The sequence below is a fragment of the Methylophaga marina genome (genome assembly GCF_030296755.1).
Lineage (GTDB): Bacteria > Pseudomonadota > Gammaproteobacteria > Nitrosococcales > Methylophagaceae > Methylophaga > Methylophaga marina.
In genome coordinates, this window is record NZ_AP027741.1 from 813,047 (window position 1) to 836,799 (window position 23,753).

The following is a 23,753-nucleotide window of genomic DNA, read 5'->3' on the forward strand; positions in this document are numbered from 1 at the left end:
TACCTGCAATTAATCTGATTATCCAAACACTCTTGTGAGATCATTAAAAAAGGCAATAAACATCACCATAATCAAAATCAAAAAGCCCACTTTTTGTATCTGCATCTGAGTTATTTCAGAGATTGGTTTACCTCTGACAGCCTCCACTGCAAACATGGCGAGATGTCCACCATCAAGCATTGGGATAGGTAAAAGGTTCAATATGCCAAGTGTAATACTTATCATGGCAAGAAAACTGATAAATGAGGTCACACCCTGCTCGGCCGAGCTACCTGCAATTTGTGCAATACTAATCGGCCCGCCAAGATTATCGGTTGAGACTTTCCCGGTGATCATTCCCCATAAACTTTTCAGCGTCGAAGAAGAAAAATCCCAAGTTTGTATCACCGCTTGCCAAACCGCTTCAACAGGGCCATAACTTAATTCCGCTTGAAGCTCCTGAGGTATCGTGCTCTGACTTGCATCGACCGCGGCACCGATTCGTCCTTTTCCATCATCACCAGCTTGTGGTGTTAATGTGAGAGTTAAGCGTTGCTCATTACGTTGAATTTCAATATTCCACTCTTTACCAGCACTTGCTTGGATCAATTCAACCCATTTCGACCAGTTATCAATGGTTTGTTGCTGTGAGGACAGGAGAACATCCCCCACTTTTAACCCGGCTTTTTGGGCTGGTGAGTCAGGCACAATTTCACCCAGTACCGGTTTAATAGCTGGACGCAAAGGCTCAATACCTATTTTGTCCAAAATACTACTTGCTTGATCAATACTGACTTGAGGTATGACTAAAGCATATTGCTGCTCAATGCCTGACGTCAGTACTAAAATCTCAGTTCGTTCACCATATTCTGCTTTTTGAATGAGTGCCTTATAAACACTATTCCAGGTTGGAGTTCGTTTACCATCCACCTGTAAAATTTCATCACTCGGATTGAGACCCGCCTGAGCGGCGATTGAGGCTGGATGCACATCATCAATGATGGGTTTAATTCCAGATACACCAACGACAAACAACATCCAATAAGCCAGTATGGCAAAAATGAGGTTGGCTATAGGGCCAGCAGAGACGATAGCCACTCTTTTTGCCAAAGACTGACGGTTAAATGCAAATTGAGCTTGCTCTTCACTTACCGGCATTTCCCGTTCATCTAGCATTTTGACATAACCGCCCATCGGAATAGGCGCTAACACATACTCAGTGCCATCTTTACCCACTTTTTGCCAGATAGGTTTACCAAAGCCCACCGAAAACCGTAGCACTTTGACGCCGCAGCGTCTTGCTACCCAGAAATGACCATATTCATGAATGATAATCAGGATGGCTAAAGCGATTAAAAAGAAGATTAGTGAGTGCATAAACCTATCTTGCTCATAGCCAAGTCTCTTGCGGCAGCGTCATCTGCCAGGATTTGTTCGAGTGATGAAGCCTCATGAATAGGTAGCTCGGTTAAAACGTCTTCAATAATTTTCGCAATCTCAGTAAACCGTATCTGCTCATCCAAAAAGGCTTGCACTGCTACTTCATTGGCAGCATTCAAAATAGCTGTAGCCGTACCACCATCGTTTAATGCTTTATAGGCTAAACGTAAACAAGGAAAACGTGAAAAATCAGCTTCACTAAAATCAAGCCGGCCTACTTTCACTAAGTCTAATGGTGCCACACCAGAGGCGATTCGCTCTGGCCACGATAAGGTATTCGTAATAGGAGTCCGCATATCCGGATTGCCCATCTGAGCTAAAACCGAGCCATCCTCATAATCCACCATTGAGTGGATAACACTCTGTCTGTGTAACACGACTTCGATTTGTTGGCTTTGTAAGCCAAATAACCAATGGGCCTCAATCACCTCAAGACCTTTATTCATCATAGTCGCTGAGTCGACGGAAATTTTTTGCCCCATGGACCAATTAGGATGAGCAACAGCTTGTTCTGGTGTCACCTCTTCTAATTTATCCAGCTCATAGTCTCTGAAAGGCCCACCTGAAGCCGTAAGAATTATCTTCCTTACCCCTTTGCCGTTGAAATCATGATGCTGCGTGTTTGCTACGGGCAGGCATTGCCAGATGGCATTATGTTCACTATCAACGGGGAGAAGAGTTGCGCCGTTTTCTGCCACAGTTTTCATAAACAAGGCACCACTCATGACCAATGCTTCTTTGTTGGCCAGTAAGATTCGCTTGCCCGCTTTGGCAGCGGCAAGAGTGGGTAATAAGCCAGCAGCACCCACGATTGCCGCAACGACGATATCGGTTCTGGATGATGACGAAACATCTTCCAGTGACTGGGTGCCACTTTTTACAACTGTATTACAGCCTTCTTTACGAAGCGCTTCAGCCAGTTTGTCTGCAGCTTTGGCATCTAACATCACAGCAATTTCAGGTTGAAACTGCAGACATTGCTGCAACATAGTTTCAACAGATTGATTGGCTGTTAATGCATAGACTTTGAATTTTTCAGGATGAAGACTCAACACGTCCAATGTGCTCAAACCAATGGAACCAGTAGAACCAAGAATCGTCACTGATTTCATCTAGACACTACCCATGATTAATATCAGGAAAGTGAAGATAGGCACTGCAGCTAAAAGACTATCAATTCTGTCTAATATACCACCATGTCCTGGTAGTAAATTCCCGCTATCTTTAACAGAAAAGGCACGTTTGTAGAGGCTTTCAAATAAGTCACCGATAATGGATGAAGCCACCGTGGCGATAGAAATTAACATCCATTCAAACCACGTGATTGTCGAAGGTGATGTTACTGAATAAAAGGCAGCTGCCCATATTGAAGCAAGCACAATGGCACCCGCGACACCTTCCCATGTTTTGTTCGGACTAACGGATCGTGCCAACGCATGTTGACCAAAGCGTTTACCAGCAAAATAACCACCGGTATCTGCTAACCACACTGTCACCATGACAAAAAAGAAGAGAAAAGCACCGGTTTCACTAAAGGTTTTCAATGTGACAGCAGAGACAACAAATACAGTGAGTATCAGAATACTGCTAATCGCACCAAAAATTTTATTCTTGAATAAATAGGATAACCGTTCAGACAGAGAGTTATTTGAATAGGCGAGTATGGTTAATGTCGCTAAAAGCCAAATAATAATGCCAATGCTGATCACAAAATATGGATTAATTTGTGTAATGGCCAAATACAATACAACAATCAGGTCTATCACCAGCATCACACGCATTGTCGGGCTTTTTATCCCTATCATTTGATGCCACTCCCAAGCAGCCAGTATGGCTACGGCAGCGATAAGTGTAGTAAATGTCACTAAGGAACTGGCAAAAATAGCCCAAACGACCAGGGGAATTAAAATGGCTGCTGTGATTAAACGTTGTTTAAGCATCCGATTGACCTTGCAACTGTTCAGAAGTACGACCAAAACGTCTTTCACGCTGACTAAATGAGCTGATAGCCACATCTAATTGTTTTTTATCGAACTCGGGCCACAATACATCTGTGAAGAAAAACTCTGTATAGGCCATTTGCCATAACAGGAAATTACTGACGCGCTGTTCTCCGCCAGTGCGGATAAATAAATCTGGTTCGGGGAGTTCAGCGGTTGATAGTGATGAACTGATATCGTCTTCGTTAATATCGTCAGGGTCTAATTCACCAGCAGCCACCTTTTTTGCAAGCTGACGAACGGATTGTGTGATATCCCAACGCCCACCATAGTTTGCAGCGATGTTGACTATCAGTCCCGTATTATTTTGTGTGAGTGACTGTGCATCGACTATTTTCTGCTGTAATACGGGAGAAAATTTATCGACGTCGCCAATAATGCACAATCTAATATTATTCTCGTGTAACTTTTTGACTTGATTGTCGAGGGCGTGACTAAATAATTCCATAAGCAGTGACACTTCTTTACCTGGTCTACGCCAGTTTTCACTGCTAAAGGCAAATAAACTGAGCACTTCGACACCAAGTTCGGCACAGCGTTTCACTATTTCAGCCACCGTTTTCACACCTGCCCGGTGCCCCATAAAACGTGGTTGTAAACGGCGTTTTGCCCAACGACCATTACCATCCATGATAATGGCGATATGCTTAGGAATATTCTCTTTCTGAGGGTTCATTCAGAGGTGGTCAATGAGAGCATAACCAGCCGGTTACACTTCCATTAAGTCCGTTTCTTTTTCTGCAAGCACATCATCAATTTGCTTGATGGTTGCATCAGTGAGCTTCTGAATATCTTCTTCAGCGCCACGTTGCTCGTCTTCAGAAATCTCTTTTTCTTTCAGTAGATCTTTTAGCGTGCTGTTAGCATCACGGCGAATGTTACGAACAGCGATACGTGCATTTTCAGCTTCATTTTTTGCCACTTTAACTAGGTCACGACGGCGTTCTTCCGTTAAAGGAGGAATGGGAATCCTAATAGTCATGCCGGCACTGTTTGGATTAACACCCAGATCAGATGTCATGATGGCCTTTTCAACGACAGACACCATATCTTTCTCCCATGGAGTTACCGTTAATGTTCTTGAGTCTTCAACACCCACATTCGCCACTTGGCTCAATGGCACATCAGAACCATAATAAGAGACATGCAAATGGTCCAACAAGCTAGTGTGAGCACGTCCTGCACGAATTTTTGCCATTGCTGTATTCAGTGCAGCAACACTTTTTTCATACGATCAGCAGCATCTTTCTTGATATCTTCAATCATATTCAATCCTATTTGACTAATGTTCCAACTTCTTCGCCGTAGATAATTTTTGTCAGATTACCTTCTTTGTGTACGTCAAAAACACGTAAAGGTATTTTTTGCTCCTGACACATCACAACAGCTGTCGTATCCATCACAGCAAGACGGTTATTGATGACTTCATCATAACTGAGTTCATCATAACGAACGGCATTTGGGTCTTTATTCGGATCAGCATTATAAACACCATCAACCTGCGTCGCTTTTAACATCAGTTCAGCACCGATCTCCACAGCACGTAAACTCGCTGCTGAATCAGTCGTGAAAAAAGGATTGCCCGTTCCGGCAGCGAAAATAACTACACGCCCTTTCTCAAGATGTCTGATGGCACGACGGCGTAAATAATCTTCGCAGACCTCATGAATTCTGATAGCTGACATGACACGACAGAAAGTACCGTTTCGCTCCAAAGCATCTTGTAATGCCAAGGCATTCATCACTGTCGCTAACATGCCCATGTGATCGGCACTGACACGGTCCATACCACTAGCGGCGAGACCAGCACCACGGAATATATTTCCGCCACCGATGACGACACCGAGCTGAACGCCTTGCGCGCTCAGCTCAGATATCTCTTTGGCAAAACGGGAAATCACTTCTGGCTGGATGCCATACTCCGCATCCCCCATCAATGCCTCGCCACTCAGTTTGAGCAAGACACGCTTAAAAACTGGCTGACTTCCCGTTTGTGTCATAAATTACTTCCCTCTGGCTTGAGCCATAACTTCTTCAGCAAAATTATCTTCTGCTTTTTCAATACCTTCACCCACTTCAAAGAACTCAAAAGCATCAATTGAAGCGCCTGCTTGTTTGATCAGTTTTTCAACTGTCACGTCTGGATCTTTAACAAATGGTTGGCCAACCAGGCTAATTTCGTTAACAAACTTCGCCATACGGCCTTCAATCATTTTTTCTATGATGTTTTCAGGTTTACCGCTATCACGTGCTTGAGTTGCCACGATATCACGTTCTTTATCCAGCAGTTCTTGAGATAACTCATCTGGAGAAATGGCTTGTGGACGATTCGCTGCAACGTGCATAGCTAAATCTTTAGCTAATTCTTCGTTGCCACCAGTTAACTGAACCATAGTACCGATGCGGTCACCATGACGATAGAAACCAATGATGCCATCTTCAGTGTTTAATGCAGTGAAACGACGAACTTGAATGTTTTCGCCAATTTTAGCTACCAGTGCCTGACGCACAGTTTCAACAGTTTCACCAGAATCCAGTGTTAATTGTTTTAACGCGTCCAGATCGGCAGGTTGTGCTTCCAGCGCTTTTTTCGCTACTGCAGAAACGAAGTTAACAAAATCGTCTGCTTTGGCTACGAAGTCAGTTTCTGAATTCACTTCCAGCATAATGGCATGTTTGTTATCAGCACTTGTCTCGATAGCAATGATACCTTCAGCGGTAATGCGATCTGCTTTTTTATCCGCTTTTGCCAAACCTGATTTACGCATTTCTTCGATAGCGACTTCGATGTCACCGTTTGCTTCGACGAGTGCTTTTTTGCACTCCATCATGCCTGAGCCTGTACGCTCACGTAGTTCTTTTACTAAAGCTGCAGTAATTGCCATTGCTCTAACCCTTTTAATCTGATTGTTTTATGAATGCTCATCACTGAGCTCATATACAACACAGGCCCACCCACGGGCGAGCCTGCTGAATTAAACTAGTAGAAATTATTCGCTGGCTGATTCAGCACTTTCTTCAGCAACTTCTACGAATTCTTCTTTTGCATCTGCTGTTGTCACAGAAGCACGGCCTTCCAGAATGGCATCAGCAATGTTTGCAGTGTATAGACGGATTGCACGCATTGAGTCATCGTTACCAGGGATAACGTAATCAACGCCATCTGGATTACTGTTACTATCGACGATAGCGATAACAGGAATGCCTAATTTTTTGGCTTCTTGAATAGCAATACGTTCATGTTCAACGTCAATAACAAACATTGCATCAGGTAAACCACCCATTTTGCGGATACCACCAATGCTTTTTTCTAATTTTTCTTGTTCACGAGCCAGATCTAAGACTTCTTTTTCTTCAGACCTTCAGTTTTGCCAGACTCGATCATGTCCTGGATAGCATCCAGACGTTTAATTGATTGGCGAACGGTTTGGAAGTTAGTCAACATACCACCTAACCAACGGCGGTTGACGTATGGCATACCTGCACGTTCAGCATCTTCACGAATCGCATCTTGTGCAGCACGTTTGGTACCGACAAACATGATACGACCTTTTTTAGAAGCCAGTTTGCTGACAAAATTCAACGCATCGTTGAACATTGGCAAGCTATGTTCTAAGTTGATGATATGGATATTGTTACGTTTACCAAAGATGTATGGGCCCATTTTTGGGTTCCAGTAACGGGTTTGGTGCCCGAAATGTACGCCTGCTTCAAGCATTTGGCGCATTGTTGTTTTAGCCATGATTATACCTTTAATAGTATGGGGTTGAACCTCCACGTACCCCAGTTGTCGACTAATTAGGTCAGACCTAATAGCACCCCGACACCTGTGACGGCACATGTGTGATTTTGCCTTCTTTCGGCGCGCATATTATTCCACACTTAAGCAACAAAACAAAGCGAAAAGAACAATTACCAGCTTGGCCTAGAATGATCACTGGTGACCAAAGCCGATTTACGGCAAACTATGTCTGATATCTGAAACTTCATTTCAAAATTAGCAGGGAATTTAAATGGCTGTCAGTATAAAAACTGCCGAAGAAATTGAAAAAATGCGTGTAGCGGGAAAACTTGCCGCTGACGTTTTGACCATGATTGAACCGCATGTCCAAGCCGGTATCACTACTGAAGAACTCAATCAGATTTGTCATGACTACATTGTCAACGAACAACAAGCCATTCCTGCCCCGTTAAATTATCATGGTTTTCCTCGCTCCATCTGTACCTCTGTTAATCATGTCATCTGCCATGGCATACCCAGTGAGAAAAAACTCAAAGACGGCGACATTATCAACATCGACATCACCGTTATCAAAGATGGTTACCACGGTGATACCAGCAAAATGTTTCAGATTGGTAAGCCTTCTATCTTGGCCCAACGTCTTTGTCGTGTTGCCCGTGAATCCATGTTTGTCGGTATTGAAATGGTTAAACCAGGCATCCGTCTGGGTGATATTGGTCATGCCATTCAGACTTATGCCGAGAAAGAAAACTTTTCCGTTGTTCGTGAGTACTGTGGTCATGGTATCGGCCAGGTCTTTCACGAAGATCCTCAAGTCCTTCACTACGGTACTCCGGGCACAGGACTCGAACTCAAGGCAGGCATGACATTCACTATTGAGCCAATGATTAATGCAGGCAAACGTCATGTTCGGCAACTGCCTGATGGCTGGACCGTCGTAACCAAAGATCGTTCTTTATCAGCACAGTGGGAACACACCATTTTAGTGACTGATAGCGGATATGACATTCTGACCTTACGTGAAGAAGAAACCGTTTAATCTATAAGGTGTTGTATGCCTCAGCAGACTCTATCTATCTGGGAAGTTGGAAACTTAGTGATTCCTTCTGATGCAGAGGTCACCAATGAAATTTGTCGACAAGCTTTAAAGCAAGGCCAGCTATATCTCCAGCAACAATTCGATGCTGGGAGTTCTATTGAAGACTTGGTGTATCAACGCGCCTCGTTTGTTGATGAGATTCTGACGCAAATCTGGCAGCAACATATCAGTGATGACACACCTGTCAGTCTGATTGCCGTAGGTGGTTATGGACGCGGAGAGCTCCATCCTTATTCTGACATTGATGTATTAATTTTACTTGATGAATCCATCTCAGACACGCCACCAGATTCTTTATCCAGTTTTCTGACTCAACTCTGGGATGTGGGCTTGGAAATTGGTCACAGCGTCAGAACGATACAGGAATGTCGTCAGCAAGCAGAAGATGACATCACTATCGCCACTAACTTATTAGAGGCACGATTATTGTGTGGCCACAGTGCGTTGTTTGAATCACTGCAACAACTGACAGTCACCAATAAAACCTGGGACACTAGACGCTTTTTTGAATTAAAAAGACAAGAACAGTTAGATCGTCATCAACGCTATAACGATACGGCCAATAACCTCGAACCAAATATTAAAGAATCACCTGGAGGCCTAAGAGATATTCAGGTCGTCAACTGGGTAGCTCAACAGCATTTCGATGTTAAAAATCTGGAAGGACTTCGTCAAAAAGGGTTTCTGGCGAATAGCGAATATGAAACTTTACAAAAAGCGCAAAACTTTTTGTGGACAATCCGCTTTGTACTGCATCACCTTGCAGGTCGTAAACAAGAAAAGTTGATGATCGACTTTCAGCGAGAACTCGCTAAGAAATTGGGGTATAAAGACGACGACTCTCGACTCGCTGTAGAAAAATTCATGAAGGATTATTATCGTTGTGCCCGCTCTGTCAGGCAAATGAATAGTCTCTTACTACAGCTGTTTGAAGAGACAATTATCCTCGCCGATGAACCTCGTGAAGTCAGAGTAATTAATCGTCGCTTCCAATCACATAATGGCTATCTTGAAACAATCAACCCTGGCATCTTTGCTTACTATCCATATGCCTTATTAGAAGTCTTTCTTATTCTTCAACAAAACCCGGAACTCAAAGGAGTCAGAGCGTCGACTATTCGTCAGATTCATGCCCACTTACACTTAATTGATGATAATTTCCGCCGTGATATAAAAAACCGAACTTTATTTATGGAAATTATTCGTCAGCCTAAAGGTGTGACACATGAATTTCGACGTATGAATGAATTAGGGGTTTTAGGTGCTTACCTGCCTGAATTCGGACGCGTCGTCGGCCAAATGCAGCATGATTTATTTCATGCCTATACGGTTGATGAACACACTCTATTTTTAGTAGGTAATTTAAGACGCTTCTCCTGTGAAGAAAACAGAGAAGAGTTTCCTCTTTGCTCTGAAGTGTTTAATCAACTGCCTAAACCGGAAATACTCTATATCGCAGGTATTTACCACGATATAGCCAAAGGCCGAGGTGGAGATCACAGCGTCTTAGGTGTGGTTGATGCAAAAGCATTCTGTGAGCGACATAACCTCAGTGAATATGATACGAATATCGTCGCTTTTCTGATTAGATACCATCTTGCTATGTCGACGACGGCTCAGAAAAGTGATTTGGAAGATCCGACTGTCATCAAAAAATTTGCTGACTTGGTAGAGACAACAGAACGACTGAATTATCTCTATTTATTAACGGTTGCTGATATCAGAGCCACTAATAATAACTTGTGGAATGGTTGGCGAGATTCGTTATTGAAACAGCTTTACCACAGCACCCACCAGTGGATTGAACATACTGAGGCTCAAGCAAAAAGTACACGTGAAAAGAGCTACAAAAAATACCAGGAAGCGATGCAACAACTGCTATCTAACGGCCGTAGTCAAGAAGATATCAGTCAGCTCTGGCATGCCTATGATTTGGACTACTTCCTCAGGCATTCAATTGATGAACTCGTTTGGCAATCAGAGCAACGTTTAGATCATATGGATGACGATCCATTAATCGCACTGAGAAAACATAATGATCAACTGACGCTAGAAATTTTTATTGTCACTCATGATCGGGCTGGCATTTTTGCCGCCATAACGGCAGCGCTTGAGCAATGCCAACTCAATGTATTGGACGCAAAAATCAATGTCACCAATGAACATGACGCATTAAATACGTTTATCGTTAATGGTGACAGACTAGATACCAGACAAATTACCCGTTCGCTTGAAAAACAATTAGCGAACACGTCCCACGTCAAACCCTACAGTCCGACCATCACGCCAAGGACTATGAAGCTGTTTCAGACACAACCGAATATTGATTTTGAAACAAATCTGCAGCAAAACCATACTGTTATGTCTTTGCATACACATGACAGACCAGGACTGGTATCGGCTATCGCGCAAGTGTTTCTGGCATGCAAAGTTCAGCTGATCAACGCCAAAATTAATACATTAGGTGACCAAGTGGAAGACATCTTTTTTATCACCACTGCCAGTGAAAATGCACTTGATGAATTAGAAGAAAACGCACTTAGAGAGCAACTTTTGAGTAGCTTGTCCCAATAAAAAACGGCATGTAGGACATGCCGTTTTCTGCATCAAATACTCTTATTTTTTGGAGACCATCAGATCTTCAGAAAGCTGTTGTAGTTTCTTCTCGCCGATACCTTTGACATTGGTGAGTTCATCAACGGTTTTAAACTCACCATGAGCATCACGATACTGAATAATGGCATCCGCCGTTGACGCTCCAACACCATTTAACATCTGCAACTGTTCAGAGGTTGCCGTGTTGAGATCAATCTTGTCGGCAGCAAAAGCAAAAGAGCTGCTCAGAAAAAGAGATAATACTAATGCAAAAAGTGATTTTCGTAACATAATCCATACTCCGTGTTAAAACTAAATCCATAAACAGTTTCTCCTGAAACTGAAGCTTTAGATTAGATGAAAAAACAAACGGAAATCAAACAAACTTTTTGCATTGTGTGAGCTGGCTCACAAGTCATTTCCTGATGCGGTCCCCTGCTCCTTTGCCAGTTAAGGTTAGGAAGATTAAATAAAAATACTGTCTTACTGAAAATGAAGCAATCATCTTAGCATCTGTTTCAGCAAGCAACTCAGGTGTCGACATATCAATATCATTGACCTGAGCTAAGCCGGTAATACCGGGACGCACCGAAAATACATTCAGTTTGTTTCTTGCTTCAATCAACTCATGCTGGCTTTCCAGACAAGGCCTGGGCCCAACTAGACTCATATCGCCTTTCAATACATTCCAAAGTTGAGGCAGTTCATCCAACTTTGTTCTTCTGAGAAACCGCCCGAAAGGTGTGACTGAAGACTCCGCAGCCAAATGCGTTGCCACATGAGCGGTGTCTTTACGCATAGTTCTGAATTTAACCAGGGTAAAAAATACCTTATCTTTTCCCACTCTTTGCTGATAAAACAAAGGGCTCCCCGAGTCAAAAATCCCGATAAGGAACAATAAAATGAGCAAAGGAAAGAAAACAACAAGTCCAGTTAAAGCAAAAAAAACATCTAAAATTCTTATCATTTCTCTCTCTCTACCATTTTTTTCAATTGGCTAGGTAGATCAGATACCGGCTCCCAGCCAAGTATAGTTTTTGCCTTATCTTTTCTGACAATTAAACAACTATATAACTTCCGATATATATGTTTTTTTCCTAAACATGCTAATAACCATCTCAACGGTCTTTTTGGTATATAAAAAAGCTTCAGTGACTTCTCATAGGCTTCAGAAATGGCAATAACTAAATCAGAGGTAGCCACATCATTCTGATCGGCAATCAGGAAAGTTTCATTTTTAGCTTTTGGATGCTGAATACAAGTCCATATAAAGTTACTCAAATTATCAACTGCAAGTATTGAGCGCCAGTTCTTCATTTTTGCGAAAGGAAGTGGTGATCCTTTATTTACGAGTTTTATCAGTTTCTCAAAATTACCTTTAACACCGGGTCCATAAACCAGAGGAGGTCGTATTATCGTATATGTCATATTCGAGTTAAGACAGATATCTTTTAAGTGATTCTCAGCTGCTAATTTTGAATAAGCATATTCATCTTCAGGGGAAGGTATGTCAGTTTCACTGAAAGCCTGTCCCGTTTCCTTGGTTTCTTCTCCATTAACCTTGACTGAGCTTATAAAGATAAACTGTTTTACGCCGGCATTAGCAGCTTGACCCGCTAAGAACTGAGTTAACTTCTCATTCACTTTTTGATACCCAAGCTTTCTCTCATAATCGCTTTTATGAGGAGTCTCAATAGCGGCTAAGGTATGGATAATCACATCAATTGAATTCAAATCCATTGATGAAATAGTCTCTCGGTTTATTTCTGGATAAAGCCAATATTCAATTTCTGCTAGAGATTGATTTGGGTTTGTTCGTTGTAATGCGACCAACTCAACTTCTTTCTCTCTAGACAATGAAGCGAGAACATTATGTCCAATAAAACCATTTGCACCCGTAATTAAAATTCGCATTGATTTAATGTAACAACTTTTTTATTTGAGAAAAGGAATTAATGAAGGGTACAGATATACAAATCTTGCTAAAGCGTAAAGCACTGCAAAGGTGATTAGTAAATAACATACCCAATAATATTTATTTTTCTGCCACTCTAAAAAAACACTCGTCAAATAGAGTGGTAGCGTAATCATCATCAACTCCGCTAACCGCGTGGCAGGTGCGACATGAGTATACATCGTTGACATAAATATAATACCCATAAGTCCTGTTCCAACTAAAACTCTCACTTTAGGGTCAGAAAAAATAGAGTTTCTAAGTGTATAAACCACAAAAAGGTTTAATGCATAAAATATCGCTAAAAAGTAGAAGAATAGCCCAGTGCGGTTCTGCTCACTAACGATAGTAGGATCAGCATAAAATAAATATTTTTGATTAATATAAGCCGACAATAATTCTATTATCTGGAAGAGTGAAATATTAAAAAAAATAAATAAGGGTGATAGCACGAAGACTATTACCAAAGCAGTAAAAAAATGTTTGCTATAGAAAATTGGAAATATAATCAAGAAAACTAAGCAAGTGAAGTGAATTTGTGATGACAAGAGAATTAGGCAGAAGCTTAATACTGGCTTCTTATCGTACAAAGTATAAATCGCCATTATCACTAGAGCGGTAGCATAAGCAACTCTGAGAACAGTTCCTTCCAATAAAAAAAGGTAGAAACAGCAATAAAAGAAAATGGTTAGCCATGCTCTATCACTCATTTTCTGGTAGAAATTTAACTTTAGCGTTAACAGGGCGATCGTCGTCAATAAGATAAATGATTTAAAACCGATCAACTCACCCCAAAACTTACTGCTCCAGAAATATACAACTTCATGAGTTAATGAAAATGAGAGAATCAAGTCCATCCAGCTTTTTTCTTCAATAAGCAAAAATAACCATTTGTAATCTTTCCAGTCTTTTGACGCAGAGATCATTAATAAAAATGCAATAAAACCCAAGGTGAGATAGATGGTATTAGTTAGTACTTGATTTCGCTTTAATTGAAACTTTATAAATTCCACTTTATTTATTCCGGATATATCTATTTAGCATGCTACGCAAAAGCAAAGCTTCAAAAACGAGTCTCGCTGACCATACAAAGCTAGCACCTAGGACGCCATAAGTCTGAAATACATTAGGTGCGATCAACACATATAGAAAACTCTCAAACAAAAAAACGAACATGAGTGATTTAACTTTACCTTTCGCAAACAAACTGACTAAAGGTAACTGTGAATAGGCCGCAGCCATAACACCGACAGCTAAGACAAGTACAATAATACTAGCTGATTTATCAATCACTTCCATAGCAAAAACAGTGGTGATAATGAAAGAAAACAACAGTAATCCTAAAAGGTAAAATAAGTTGAGCAAGCTAACCTTTTTATACCAGTTAATAACTGCATACTCTTGTTCACGACTCTTATCAGGCTTAGCCATAATGGGCACTAAAACAATAGCGAGAGACCAGGGTAAAAGAAGGTAACGGCTCATAATGTCCTGACTTAATATATAAACAGATAATTCACTCGTTGAAAGATATCCTGCGACAAAGAATCTATCTAAGAAAATAAAACCTGATGATATAAATCCAGCTATGGCGGCATAAAAACTATAATTAATTATATTTTTTAACTTCTTAACACCTCCAACCCTAAATATTGAAGGTAAATAATTACTGGATAATAAATAATAAAAATAGAAAGAAAAGATTCGAGAGGTCACCAAGGCAACAGCTACTGCAGAAACCGAAGATGAGAGCGGATATACAAGAAGGGGAAATAAAAAAAGGCTACATCCAGACACCATTTTTGCAATATTAGCTACTCTGAATTCACCTTTTCCCTCTAAAGCTCCCCTATACACCGAAATTAAGATTGAAGGGATGAGGCCAAGAGCAACAATCTTGAATGAGTTAATCAACTCATTCTGAATTTTTTCGGCAGGTTTTAACCAGCCAGTTATAAAAGGCTCAGAGAAGAAATAAATTGTTGCCATTCCTACGAGTCCTACGAGCCCCCCGATAAACATCCCTGATTTGAGATACTCACTAATATCTTTCTCTGACTCTAATGAGGGTATAAAGTGATGAAGGCTTCTTGATAAACCAAAGTCATACACAACTAAGAACAAAAAAATGGAGCACAAAAGAGAAACATAAGAAAAAATCTCAGTTCCATGTAGAAGAGCTAATACAGGCAGACAAATAACAGCTGCGCATGCGGGTAAAACACCACCTAATAAACTCCACCATGAGTTTTTACTAAAAAAATCAAATAACTTCATCAGAATACATATGTAATTAGCATTAATGATAATACTAATTGATGAGAGCGCTCCCTCCTGAACTTACTGACATTAAATGCCAGTACAAACCTGTCAGAGAAGTTTAATCTAACCATACGATGCATAAGAGATTTAGATGTCTTTCTTTCCTGACAATAGCTTAAAAGTAAATATGAAAGTAGTTGAACCTGATTTCTATACCACCGCTGCTTTACTGTCACCAATCTCTTTATAGATGCTCGGAAGCCTTTATGTACACCCACCACATTGTGTAGATGCTGTCGATATTTTAAGAGTGGTCTTTGTTCTATATACCATTGATAATTAGCCGCTCTTGCATAAGCATAAATTAGCCAATCATGAAGATCTGGAAGGTTTTCATCGGTATGTTTCTGAACAAAGTCATGAAGCTCATCAAACAAAGCTCTATTTACACAGAAGGAACAGCCAGGTCCAGCTGACTCAAATAGATAATCTAATTGCTTGAGAGGTTGGGCTTTATTAATAAAAGCACGTTGTCCATCATCCCAGAAAGCGACCACATTTCCTGATGTCGCATCAACATCTCGTTTAATCAATGTATGAGTCTGGTATTCAAGTTTATTACTCAGCCATATGTCATCTTGATCAGCAAAAGCTACAAAATCAGCATCCAAAATATCAGCCTGCCTAATTAGCCGATAGAAATTTTTCCCGGCACCGTTTACGGCAGAATGATCTGATAACAGAGTCACTCTTGCATCAGTTTTTGCAAGTTGCTTTACAAGGGGATATGTCCCATCAGTTGAACCGTCATCAGATATGATCAGTCTGATATCAACATTCCTTTGCTCCAGTATTGAATGAACTTGCTCTTCAATCCAGTTTATTCCATTATGAGTAGCCAGAAGCACTGCTACTTTTTTATTTGGTAGATTCATCCTGATTTCTTACTTTGATCCATCGTTTTGTATTGAAACAGTATTTTTTGACTATTCTAGCTGGAGAACCTACTACAATAGTATTTTTATCAACATCCTTAGTAACAACTGAACCAGCCCCTATGACGGCACCTTGACCTATTGTTACTCCAGGCATGATTGACACAGACTCTCCAATCCAGACTTTATCCTCTATAATTACCGGGGCAGAATACAGTTCCCGGTCTGTTGGATTCTCACTTGGTGATGATTCAATATGTTCATTACTGTAGCAGCCGTGATTATGATCAGTAATGAAGACCTTACTTGCAATCAAAACATCATTACCAATCACCACTTGATCAACAGCACCAATGTGAACATAGTCATTAAGTTGCACTCGATTACCAATTACGATCTGATGTGGTTTTGTTCCAAGCGCATCAATTCGGACCCCAACACCCGTTGTAAAATGTTTCCCCCATTTAACGGCAGAGCGTCCGCGAATATAAAAAGGCAAGCGTATAAGGCGAGCAGGTTTATAAAAAATCTTGGTTACGACCAATGCACTCGCTAACCTAATAGAGCCAAAAAAACCATAACGCTTCAATAAATGTCTCATGGACGCTGCCAGAACTGAGGTAGTCGTGATGCTGTTTTTATTAAATTGAAATAAAAAGGAATTTTCAGGTTATTTTTTTTACATGCCTTAAAAGACTCGATATTCCCTTTAATAATATTTCTTAACGAGTTATTACTCGCTCCACCTATTCGCATCTTTATCATTATATTAGGAAGGTACACTGATGTAAGACGGTAAATTTCTAGAAACCGCATGGTGAGCTCAAAGTCAGACTGAATTTTATATTCAGTATCGTAATACCCAAGTTCATCAAAATAGTGTTTTCTGACAAAAAAAGTAGGATGTGCAGGCATCCAGCCGCGTTGAAAAAGACCAGGGACAAAGCATCGTGACTTCCAGTATCTTATGATCCTATCCGTATTTTCTTTATCAACATAAACAAGATCACCATACACAGTATCAATTAAAGGGTCTGAAAAAGCAGCAGCAACATTTCTCAGAACGTTTTCATTTGCATAAAAATCATCGGCATTGAGAATACCGACAATGTCACCAGAGGCGGCTTTTATTCCTTTATTCATTGCATCATAGATACCATCATCCGATTCAAAAATGTATTTCGAAACAGAGTCTGATGAAGCAATAATCTCACGTGTACCATCTTGAGAACCGCCATCCACAATGATGTGTTCAATATTCTGATAACTTTGAGAAGCGATAGAATCAATTGTGGATTTTATTGTTTCCGCGGCATTGAAGCAGACAGTGATGATAGATATTTTCATTTAGTATTCAAAGCTTTTATTTTTTCAGCATCACTGATAATTTCTGCATATTTCTGAGCAACTATAGAGTAAGAAAAATGAGTCAGAATATGTTCTCTAGCATTGCTTCGCATTTTTTGTTGCTCACTATCACTCATTGAAATAGCGCATTGTAATTTATTCATCAGTGATTTTGGTTTAAATCGTTCAGCAACAAAACCTGTTACATTATCTATGACAATATCTCTAAGGCCAGAGGTATCAAAACAGACAACAGGTACACCACATGAAGCAGCCTCAGCAGCTACTTGACCAAATGACTCAACTAGCGATGAAACGACAACACAGCTAGACGTTGAATAAACTAATGCTAATTCAGCCTGCTCATTGATCCTGCCTATCTCTACACATCTAAAACCACATAACATGGAAGATTGTTTTTTATTCCCACCAAAAACAATTAAAGTAATACGTTCTGATTCTTTATCAGAGAGAGCTCTCTTCCATTCTTGCAACGCGCTTATAAGCTGTGAATTACCCTTAAGTGTATTATTTTTACCGTTGAATATCGCAAAAGTAATCACTATCGACTCTTCAGAAATGCCAATCAACTTTCTGTAGTGTAATTGATGTTCTTTGTGGAGAGGCTTAAAAATCGATGTATCAATTGGGTTAGGCAATAGTCTTATATTGGAATGTTTGAGGATTAAACTTTTAGAAGCTCTGTTGAGCATCCATTTGGATGGCACAGTAAAGATGATATCTTGTCTACTACTGAGCTTTTTATATTTAATTTTCCATATAATAAAGTTCCAGTTAATGCCAAGTATGTTTCTTTTATTCAATGAATATCCATTGATAAAATCCAATGAATCATCATCTACTTTATAGACATGTTCGGCTCCACAGTAGAACCACTCATCATGCAGGGTAATGATTGAACCTGACGGTATTTTATCGAAATCAAAGATACTCAAGGTATCGTTATTTATCCAATGAATGTGGTGAAGCGTATGCTGATTTTGCCTAAACTCATTTAATAACGGTTTATAAGAAAACAAATTCAATGAATGTTTGATAGGATTACGATCATTTTGTAGTTTGACTAAGAGAAATGCCATAACTCTTTTCAGAAAATGAAATGTAAGCCCTTGTTTAACAGATATTAACTCGACCTCCCTATTCAGCACTTTCTCAGCAAGCTCAACAAACCTTTTTGCAGCGATCGCGGCTCCACCTTGTTGAAATGAATACGAAATAAATTTCATTCTAGGGACTTCTCAATTTAGTCAAAATTAAGTATTGCTGAGGTATACGCTGCGACTTGCTTATTATCTTTTTCATTAATAGAAAACTTTTCTACACCACTGAGTAGTTCTGAATATTTATCAACGTTAATTGATTGAATTATAGAAAGCAGTTGCTCTTTATCAAAAGGATCAAAGATGAAACCATTCAAACCGTCCATAATTAATTCACTAGCTCCACAATTTCTTGATGCAATAACCGGTACGCCAAAATACAGTGCTTCTTCAATTACCAGTCCCCAAGGCTCACTTAAGCTAGGTAAAATTAAAATATCATGACTCAGGAAACTATCTACAAGTACCTTATTATCTACTTTACTCAGAAAATGAATATTAGTCTTTACAGACATATTCAAAGAATTGTATAGAGGACCATCGCCAATAATAGTAAGCTCATAATCCGGCAGGCAATTAAAAACATCTACCAATAAATCAATATTTTTGACTTCTGAGAGTCGTCCAATAAATAGAAACTTTTTTTCATATTGTTTTTTTTGTCTATCAAAGAGAGGTTTATTGATTATTCCAACACCACCTGTAGTTATAATCTGGCCTTTAAATCTGAGATTATTTAAAAGATGAATATGCTCCTTACCACTAGCTAAAACACTTCCAACGCGGTTTAGAAAAAAACGTTTGATCCATCCTTTAATACCGTTATGGCAACTTTCAATAGCTGTAGATTCTAAAGCCAGAAAGTTTTGAGACTTTCGGTGAGAAAGAACCAAGTACCAAAATTCTGGTAAATCCCACCCAGGAATAAGTAACCTCTTATATTTAACTGAACCAAGCACACTCTTCAGCGCAGAAATACTAACTTTTAAATTTCGATTCTGGAAACTCCCTTTACTTAAAAAGGAATGAGGAAATTTAAGACCCTTGGTCACATTAAAATCATTAGCTCTTTGCTCAATAGTGTTTTCAGCAATAAAAATTACATAAATATTCAGCTTTTTGGAGAGTTCGTTGTATAAATTGACTTTATAAAAAGCAGGGATATGAGTGACAATCAGATAGTCATACATATCTAAATAGTCTCCAGTTTCTGTAACGACTCTTAAATAAGATCACGCACTGAAGTATCAATAAAGAAATAAATAGTTTGATAAACCAGAACCCACTCATATATTTATCTACAATCAAGGTTGCGATATTGTTTGTGTATGGGTGAATTATAAATAAAAGCATTGTATTCCCCCCAAATTAATATCAGATGAGGGTTAATATCTAGCTTTCTAATAGCTGTGATTATCAAAAAAGAAAAACTAACTGACCAGATAATATTGAGTAAAGGATTCTGATAACTCTTAGATGCCATATCTAATGATGGTATTCCGAAGAATAAATATAAGCAGCCTAGCATGATACAACCAAGTATTAAGAAGTTATTATCTTCTTTAAATAGACACCAACCTATATAAACAAAAAGCGCAGCATTTAAACCTTCATCTATAGCAAAAGGCAGCTCTATATAAGTGCCAATCAAAAATAGTAGAAAAAGAGTGAACCAACGAAACCAATTAAATTGGATATATCTTATTACTAAATAGACACTAAATCGTGCGAATAATAATGCTGGTAAAAACCACAGAACGAATGCATATGTGTCACTTAACGTATTTATATCCATCCAAAGCAATGTGCCCTGTAAAACATCATTCCAATTGAGCATATCCCTATTTAAAACAAGTCTCTTTATTGACTCAATAAAAATCGCCAATAGAGAAAAAATAAAATAAGGAATCATTAAACGATAAAATTCTTTTTTAAAGAAAAGAATTGGACTCAAATCAACCTTAAGAAAAAAGCCGGCAATTATGAAAAAGAAAGGCATATGCCATGAATAGATAAAGCTACTCAATGGCGATGAAATATGGCCAAGTATGACAACAACAATACCAATACACTTTAATGTCTCAACCCATTCGAGTCTATTTGTTGCCATACAGCGATACTTTTATACAGTACTTGGCCAAATTCAAATATTTGATAAAAACCAATGCGGGTAGGCAAGCGACTTTATTGGCTAATTTGATTTTATGATACTCAGCTAAGATCTCTTTTGTTCTACCATTACCTAAACCATCTGCTCGCCAGTTTGCTATAACATCAGATACCAAAAGAACATCTGGAAACGCTTTATAAGCTCTAAGTAAATGCTCATAATCCATACAGTAAGTATTATTGAGATCAAACAAGCCATATTGCTTAAAAAAGTCTCTGTGAACAAACAACCCTTGGTGAGGTAGTGACATCTTGAATAAAAGAGACGTTTTAGAAAACTTCTTTGGTTGTTTTGAAGTATAGAGAGTGTTGCCGTCCTCATCAATGCGACGTATTTTGGCACTAACTAATAATGGTCTCCTAGAGCCAATTTGTTTTGCTACTTTTTCAAGTGATATTTCATCCACAAAACCGTCGCCATCTCCCTGGAAGTTGACATATTCTCCACTTGCTAGTTTGATTCCTTTATTAAAGGCGTCACTAATCCCTTTATCTTGTTCACTAACCCAGCATGTAATCAAATGTTCATATTTTCTGATAACTTCTACTGTTCCATCAGTAGAGCCACCATCGATGATGATAAACTCTATCCTTTTGTAGGTTTGATTAATAATACTTAAGATGGTTTTTTCAATAAAATCTATACCATTATAGACAACAGTAATAACCGTAATTAATGGCATAGCATTGATATCTTTTACCATTTATCAGCACCATTTATTCATAATATCGATCACTTGATAAACATCATCTTCAGAATGAAAGTATGAGATAGGTAAACTTAGCGTTGTTTGATGGATTTTGTCACTTATTGGATAGTTCCCATGCAGAACATTCTTCATCGCTTTTTGTTTAATAGGAGGAACAGGATAATGAACTTCAGTTTTGATGTTGTTCTTCAATAGATATTCTTTTAACTCATCACGCCGATCAGTTCTAACATTAAAAATGTGATAAACATCGAAATAATCTTCATCAACAACAGGTTTGATGAACTTGTCATTTAGGTGTTCCAAATAAAGTTTTGCTAAAGAACGTTTATGATTGTTGATATCGTCCAAGACATTTAATTTTATAGACAGAAATGCTGCTTGAATTTCATCTAGCCTGGAGTTATAGCCAATAATATCGTTGTAGTACTTTTTCTGACTACCATAATTTCTCAGGGCTTGAATACGTTCTTGATAGTCTTTGTCGGAACATGTGATAGCACCGGCATCACCTAATGCACCAAGATTTTTAGTCGGATAAAAACTAAAGCAACCAACCCCAAAACTTCCAACTTTTTGGGCTTTATAAGTTGCCCCATGCGCCTGCGCACAGTCTTCAATGATTTTTAAATCATATTTTGTTGATAAAGCAGATATTGAATCCATATCACAGGCTTTACCATATAAATGCACGACAAGTATTGCTCTGGTTTTATCAGTAATATTTTCTTCTATTTTAGCCGGGTCGATATTATAGGTATTAATATCTGGTTCAACTAAAACAGGTTTAAACCCATTACGAACAATAGAAAGAATCGTCGCAATATATGTATTTGAAGGAACAATAATCTCACTGCCTTCAGGGAAGTTAAAGGCATCAATAGCAAGAATAAGTGCGTCTAAACCTGATGCTAGACCAACACAGTATTCAGAACGACAATAGTCGGCAAATGCATCTTCGAATAAAGAGACATTTTCACCTAATATGTACCAGCCACTATCGAGAAAATTCTGAAAACTTTCTTTGTAATCTCCAAATAATTTCTCATTCACCTTTCTTAAATTTTCATATTCGATCATTAATATGGCTCATCAATATAGTCATTCACATCGTAATACTCTGAGGCGAATACTAATAATGTGGAACCTGGAGTAAAGTTATCCATCGTGTGCCAATCCTCAGGTTCAACAATCAAACACTTATCAGATTCATCTAAAATGAACGTTTGTTCTTCTATGCCATTATTAATATATATTTCACAACTTCCGCCAAGTGAAACTAAAGCCTGGACCGTCTTGTGATGTCGATGTCCACCTCTTTTCCCTCTGACATCATAAACATAATAAAACCGTTTAATTTCGAAAGGAAGCACCTTTTCTATGATTGTCAGTTTGCCTCTTTCATCACCAAACGTTGGTAAATCAATCAAATATGCCATTCTATTCCTTTGTTATAAAATCGGTATCATAGACGTTATATATTCTCTTCATTTTTCTTTTTAGAACTCTAATCGGATCTTTCCAATGAAAAGGTTTCTTTCCTGAAATACCACTATAACAACTAGAGCTATCAAGAGACTGAATCATCTGGCTTATTTGCTGTAAGTGAATCACATAGGGTTTATAGAGAAGAGATATATTTTTTTTATTTAAAAAATAAAGACCTAATTCGACTTTGTCTTTAGTAATAAATTTGAAGTTATGGAAATGGTAAAAAATTAATTCAAATCGAGAGCTAGATAAGTCGTATTGCTGAACATTCCAAGGAGCTACTCCCCCACCTAAATGCTGGAGTACATGCACCCCCTCAAACCGGTCAGTCCAATCATCTAAATATTTTTGATCTCCAAACTTACCATCTTCAAAATGAGCAAAACACCAATCAATACATGCCTCACGCCACCAATTCAATGCTTTCATACCATCAAAAGTATTTTTGAAAGTCATAAACTGTACACAATATATGCCACTGGTGCTGCTTTGATCATACGCAGGAGTATAACGATGTTCTGTGAGCAAAATAGACTTATCGCCCATTTCTTCAATTAAGATTGCTGGGTCGCCAAAAAAATACAAATCGGCATCGAGGTAGGTGCATTCATCCAGCTTAAACGTTTCAATACAATATTTAATTGTCGAAGGTGTGCATGTCCAGCAATATTCTCCTGCTCCACGTGTATGCTTAATAGATAAAAGCTTCTCATCTTCGAACTGTTCGAGAGAGATGACAGTGACAAATTCGAGATTAAGTTTTGTTAGCAGCTTATAAGCTTTATCATCGAATGCGAAAATATATAGGTGAAAAGCTGTCGTTTGTAGCTTTAAGGATTCATACATCGCTAAGCCACGGCTTAAATAATTACTATCAAATAGAGTGCAGTAGTGATTCATTTCTTTAGC

Annotated in this window: 23 protein-coding genes and 2 pseudogenes; 2 read left to right on the forward strand and 23 right to left on the reverse strand. The window is 39.0% G+C overall.

Annotated elements, in window-relative coordinates; all coding sequences use genetic code 11:
- Positions 1 to 18: 18 nt before the first annotated feature.
- From rseP to rpsB, 8 genes and pseudogenes are all read right to left on the reverse strand, one after another.
- Positions 19 to 1,356 carry an RIP metalloprotease RseP gene (gene rseP / locus QUE24_RS04115; protein ID WP_286305385.1) on the reverse strand — a complete coding sequence of 446 codons (1,338 nt, stop codon included), beginning with the start codon at positions 1,354 to 1,356 and terminating at the stop codon, positions 19 to 21.
- Positions 1,344 to 2,531: a 1-deoxy-D-xylulose-5-phosphate reductoisomerase gene (gene ispC, locus QUE24_RS04120; protein ID WP_286305386.1), complete on the reverse strand. Its 1,188-nt coding sequence runs from the start codon at positions 2,529 to 2,531 to the stop codon at positions 1,344 to 1,346. Before ispC ends, rseP begins: the two co-directional genes overlap by 13 nt.
- Complete coding sequence (locus QUE24_RS04125; protein ID WP_286305387.1) at positions 2,532 to 3,359, reverse strand: phosphatidate cytidylyltransferase; 828 nt, start codon at positions 3,357 to 3,359, stop codon at positions 2,532 to 2,534. It lies immediately after the preceding gene.
- A complete protein-coding gene (gene uppS, locus QUE24_RS04130) occupies positions 3,352 to 4,095 on the reverse strand; it encodes an undecaprenyl pyrophosphate synthase (RefSeq protein ID WP_286305388.1) in 744 nt (247 codons plus the stop codon). Before uppS ends, QUE24_RS04125 begins: the two co-directional genes overlap by 8 nt.
- A 33-nt stretch (positions 4,096 to 4,128) precedes the next feature.
- A pseudogene (frr, locus tag QUE24_RS04135) lies at positions 4,129 to 4,685 on the reverse strand (ribosome recycling factor).
- Positions 4,686 to 4,693: 8 nt separating this feature from the next.
- The gene (gene pyrH, locus QUE24_RS04140) at positions 4,694 to 5,419 is read right to left on the reverse strand and encodes a UMP kinase (RefSeq protein ID WP_286305389.1); all 726 of its coding nucleotides are present in this window, start codon (positions 5,417 to 5,419) and stop codon (positions 4,694 to 4,696) included.
- Positions 5,420 to 5,422: 3 nt separating this feature from the next.
- A complete protein-coding gene (tsf, locus tag QUE24_RS04145; protein WP_286305390.1) occupies positions 5,423 to 6,304 on the reverse strand; it encodes a translation elongation factor Ts in 882 nt (293 codons plus the stop codon).
- A gap of 105 nt (positions 6,305 to 6,409) precedes the next feature.
- Positions 6,410 to 7,161: pseudogene (rpsB, locus tag QUE24_RS04150) on the reverse strand (30S ribosomal protein S2).
- 271 nt (positions 7,162 to 7,432) lie between these two features.
- Here rpsB and map point away from each other — a divergent pair.
- Together map and glnD are read left to right on the forward strand one after the other, a co-directional pair.
- The gene (map, locus tag QUE24_RS04155; protein ID WP_286305391.1) at positions 7,433 to 8,200 is read left to right on the forward strand and encodes a type I methionyl aminopeptidase; all 768 of its coding nucleotides are present in this window, start codon (positions 7,433 to 7,435) and stop codon (positions 8,198 to 8,200) included.
- A gap of 15 nt (positions 8,201 to 8,215) precedes the next feature.
- Positions 8,216 to 10,834, forward strand: coding sequence for a [protein-PII] uridylyltransferase (glnD, locus tag QUE24_RS04160; RefSeq protein WP_286305392.1), 2,619 nt, complete (start codon positions 8,216 to 8,218; stop codon positions 10,832 to 10,834).
- Between the two features lie 42 nt (positions 10,835 to 10,876).
- Here glnD and QUE24_RS04165 read toward each other — a convergent pair whose 3' ends face one another.
- The 15 genes from QUE24_RS04165 to QUE24_RS04235 all read right to left on the reverse strand — a co-directional run bounded on the left by QUE24_RS04165 (position 10,877) and on the right by QUE24_RS04235 (position 23,690).
- Positions 10,877 to 11,146, reverse strand: a complete 270-nt coding sequence (locus QUE24_RS04165) for a ComEA family DNA-binding protein (protein WP_286305393.1) — start codon at positions 11,144 to 11,146, stop codon at positions 10,877 to 10,879.
- A 124-nt stretch (positions 11,147 to 11,270) separates the two neighbouring features.
- Positions 11,271 to 11,822 carry a sugar transferase gene (locus QUE24_RS04170; protein ID WP_286305394.1) on the reverse strand — a complete coding sequence of 184 codons (552 nt, stop codon included), beginning with the start codon at positions 11,820 to 11,822 and terminating at the stop codon, positions 11,271 to 11,273.
- Positions 11,819 to 12,769, reverse strand: a complete 951-nt coding sequence (locus QUE24_RS04175; protein WP_286305395.1) for an NAD-dependent epimerase/dehydratase family protein — start codon at positions 12,767 to 12,769, stop codon at positions 11,819 to 11,821. Before QUE24_RS04175 ends, QUE24_RS04170 begins: the two co-directional genes overlap by 4 nt.
- A gap of 21 nt (positions 12,770 to 12,790) precedes the next feature.
- On the reverse strand, positions 12,791 to 13,822 hold the full coding sequence (locus tag QUE24_RS04180; protein ID WP_286305396.1) for an EpsG family protein: 1,032 nt from the start codon (positions 13,820 to 13,822) through the stop codon (positions 12,791 to 12,793).
- Between the two features lies 1 nt (position 13,823).
- A complete protein-coding gene (locus QUE24_RS04185; RefSeq protein WP_286305397.1) occupies positions 13,824 to 15,086 on the reverse strand; it encodes an oligosaccharide flippase family protein in 1,263 nt (420 codons plus the stop codon).
- The gene (locus QUE24_RS04190) at positions 15,086 to 16,006 is read right to left on the reverse strand and encodes a glycosyltransferase (protein WP_286305398.1); all 921 of its coding nucleotides are present in this window, start codon (positions 16,004 to 16,006) and stop codon (positions 15,086 to 15,088) included. The genes QUE24_RS04185 and QUE24_RS04190 overlap by 1 nt, the downstream gene beginning before the upstream one ends.
- Positions 15,990 to 16,607: a DapH/DapD/GlmU-related protein gene (locus tag QUE24_RS04195; RefSeq protein ID WP_286305399.1), complete on the reverse strand. Its 618-nt coding sequence runs from the start codon at positions 16,605 to 16,607 to the stop codon at positions 15,990 to 15,992. The genes QUE24_RS04190 and QUE24_RS04195 overlap by 17 nt, the downstream gene beginning before the upstream one ends.
- Positions 16,604 to 17,353, reverse strand: a complete 750-nt coding sequence (locus tag QUE24_RS04200; RefSeq protein WP_286305400.1) for a glycosyltransferase family 2 protein — start codon at positions 17,351 to 17,353, stop codon at positions 16,604 to 16,606. The genes QUE24_RS04195 and QUE24_RS04200 overlap by 4 nt, the downstream gene beginning before the upstream one ends.
- Positions 17,350 to 18,600, reverse strand: coding sequence for a glycosyltransferase (locus QUE24_RS04205; protein ID WP_286305401.1), 1,251 nt, complete (start codon positions 18,598 to 18,600; stop codon positions 17,350 to 17,352). Before QUE24_RS04205 ends, QUE24_RS04200 begins: the two co-directional genes overlap by 4 nt.
- A 17-nt stretch (positions 18,601 to 18,617) precedes the next feature.
- The gene (locus QUE24_RS04210) at positions 18,618 to 19,664 is read right to left on the reverse strand and encodes a glycosyltransferase (protein ID WP_286305402.1); all 1,047 of its coding nucleotides are present in this window, start codon (positions 19,662 to 19,664) and stop codon (positions 18,618 to 18,620) included.
- A gap of 104 nt (positions 19,665 to 19,768) precedes the next feature.
- Positions 19,769 to 20,584, reverse strand: a complete 816-nt coding sequence (locus QUE24_RS04215; RefSeq protein ID WP_286305403.1) for an acyltransferase family protein — start codon at positions 20,582 to 20,584, stop codon at positions 19,769 to 19,771.
- Complete coding sequence (locus tag QUE24_RS04220) at positions 20,571 to 21,347, reverse strand: glycosyltransferase family 2 protein (protein ID WP_286305404.1); 777 nt, start codon at positions 21,345 to 21,347, stop codon at positions 20,571 to 20,573. Before QUE24_RS04220 ends, QUE24_RS04215 begins: the two co-directional genes overlap by 14 nt.
- A gap of 3 nt (positions 21,348 to 21,350) precedes the next feature.
- Positions 21,351 to 22,433 carry a DegT/DnrJ/EryC1/StrS family aminotransferase gene (locus QUE24_RS04225; protein ID WP_286305405.1) on the reverse strand — a complete coding sequence of 361 codons (1,083 nt, stop codon included), beginning with the start codon at positions 22,431 to 22,433 and terminating at the stop codon, positions 21,351 to 21,353.
- On the reverse strand, positions 22,433 to 22,792 hold the full coding sequence (locus QUE24_RS04230) for a sugar 3,4-ketoisomerase (RefSeq protein WP_286305406.1): 360 nt from the start codon (positions 22,790 to 22,792) through the stop codon (positions 22,433 to 22,435). The genes QUE24_RS04225 and QUE24_RS04230 overlap by 1 nt, the downstream gene beginning before the upstream one ends.
- 1 nt (position 22,793) lies before the next feature.
- Complete coding sequence (locus tag QUE24_RS04235) at positions 22,794 to 23,690, reverse strand: glycosyl transferase (RefSeq protein ID WP_286305407.1); 897 nt, start codon at positions 23,688 to 23,690, stop codon at positions 22,794 to 22,796.
- Positions 23,691 to 23,753 lie beyond the last annotated feature (63 nt).

Excerpts from the sequence above, each read along its gene's own strand:
- rseP (WP_286305385.1), bottom strand. The coding sequence starts at position 1,356 with ATGCACTCACTAATCTTCTTTTTAATCGCTTTAGCCATCCTGATTATC.
- ispC (WP_286305386.1), bottom strand. The coding sequence starts at position 2,531 with ATGAAATCAGTGACGATTCTTGGTTCTACTGGTTCCATTGGTTTGAGC.
- QUE24_RS04125 (WP_286305387.1), bottom strand. The coding sequence starts at position 3,359 with ATGCTTAAACAACGTTTAATCACAGCAGCCATTTTAATTCCCCTGGTC.
- uppS (WP_286305388.1), bottom strand. The coding sequence starts at position 4,095 with ATGAACCCTCAGAAAGAGAATATTCCTAAGCATATCGCCATTATCATG.
- pyrH (WP_286305389.1), bottom strand. The coding sequence starts at position 5,419 with ATGACACAAACGGGAAGTCAGCCAGTTTTTAAGCGTGTCTTGCTCAAA.
- tsf (WP_286305390.1), bottom strand. The coding sequence starts at position 6,304 with ATGGCAATTACTGCAGCTTTAGTAAAAGAACTACGTGAGCGTACAGGC.
- map (WP_286305391.1), top strand. The coding sequence starts at position 7,433 with ATGGCTGTCAGTATAAAAACTGCCGAAGAAATTGAAAAAATGCGTGTA.
- glnD (WP_286305392.1), top strand. The coding sequence starts at position 8,216 with ATGCCTCAGCAGACTCTATCTATCTGGGAAGTTGGAAACTTAGTGATT.
- QUE24_RS04165 (WP_286305393.1), bottom strand. The coding sequence starts at position 11,146 with ATGTTACGAAAATCACTTTTTGCATTAGTATTATCTCTTTTTCTGAGC.
- QUE24_RS04170 (WP_286305394.1), bottom strand. The coding sequence starts at position 11,822 with ATGATAAGAATTTTAGATGTTTTTTTTGCTTTAACTGGACTTGTTGTT.
- QUE24_RS04175 (WP_286305395.1), bottom strand. The coding sequence starts at position 12,769 with ATGCGAATTTTAATTACGGGTGCAAATGGTTTTATTGGACATAATGTT.
- QUE24_RS04185 (WP_286305397.1), bottom strand. The coding sequence starts at position 15,086 with ATGAAGTTATTTGATTTTTTTAGTAAAAACTCATGGTGGAGTTTATTA.
- QUE24_RS04190 (WP_286305398.1), bottom strand. The coding sequence starts at position 16,006 with ATGAATCTACCAAATAAAAAAGTAGCAGTGCTTCTGGCTACTCATAAT.
- QUE24_RS04195 (WP_286305399.1), bottom strand. The coding sequence starts at position 16,607 with ATGAGACATTTATTGAAGCGTTATGGTTTTTTTGGCTCTATTAGGTTA.
- QUE24_RS04200 (WP_286305400.1), bottom strand. The coding sequence starts at position 17,353 with ATGAAAATATCTATCATCACTGTCTGCTTCAATGCCGCGGAAACAATA.
- QUE24_RS04205 (WP_286305401.1), bottom strand. The coding sequence starts at position 18,600 with ATGAAATTTATTTCGTATTCATTTCAACAAGGTGGAGCCGCGATCGCT.
- QUE24_RS04210 (WP_286305402.1), bottom strand. The coding sequence starts at position 19,664 with ATGTATGACTATCTGATTGTCACTCATATCCCTGCTTTTTATAAAGTC.
- QUE24_RS04215 (WP_286305403.1), bottom strand. The coding sequence starts at position 20,584 with ATGGCAACAAATAGACTCGAATGGGTTGAGACATTAAAGTGTATTGGT.
- QUE24_RS04220 (WP_286305404.1), bottom strand. The coding sequence starts at position 21,347 with ATGGTAAAAGATATCAATGCTATGCCATTAATTACGGTTATTACTGTT.
- QUE24_RS04225 (WP_286305405.1), bottom strand. The coding sequence starts at position 22,433 with ATGATCGAATATGAAAATTTAAGAAAGGTGAATGAGAAATTATTTGGA.
- QUE24_RS04230 (WP_286305406.1), bottom strand. The coding sequence starts at position 22,792 with ATGGCATATTTGATTGATTTACCAACGTTTGGTGATGAAAGAGGCAAA.
- QUE24_RS04235 (WP_286305407.1), bottom strand. The coding sequence starts at position 23,690 with ATGTATGAATCCTTAAAGCTACAAACGACAGCTTTTCACCTATATATT.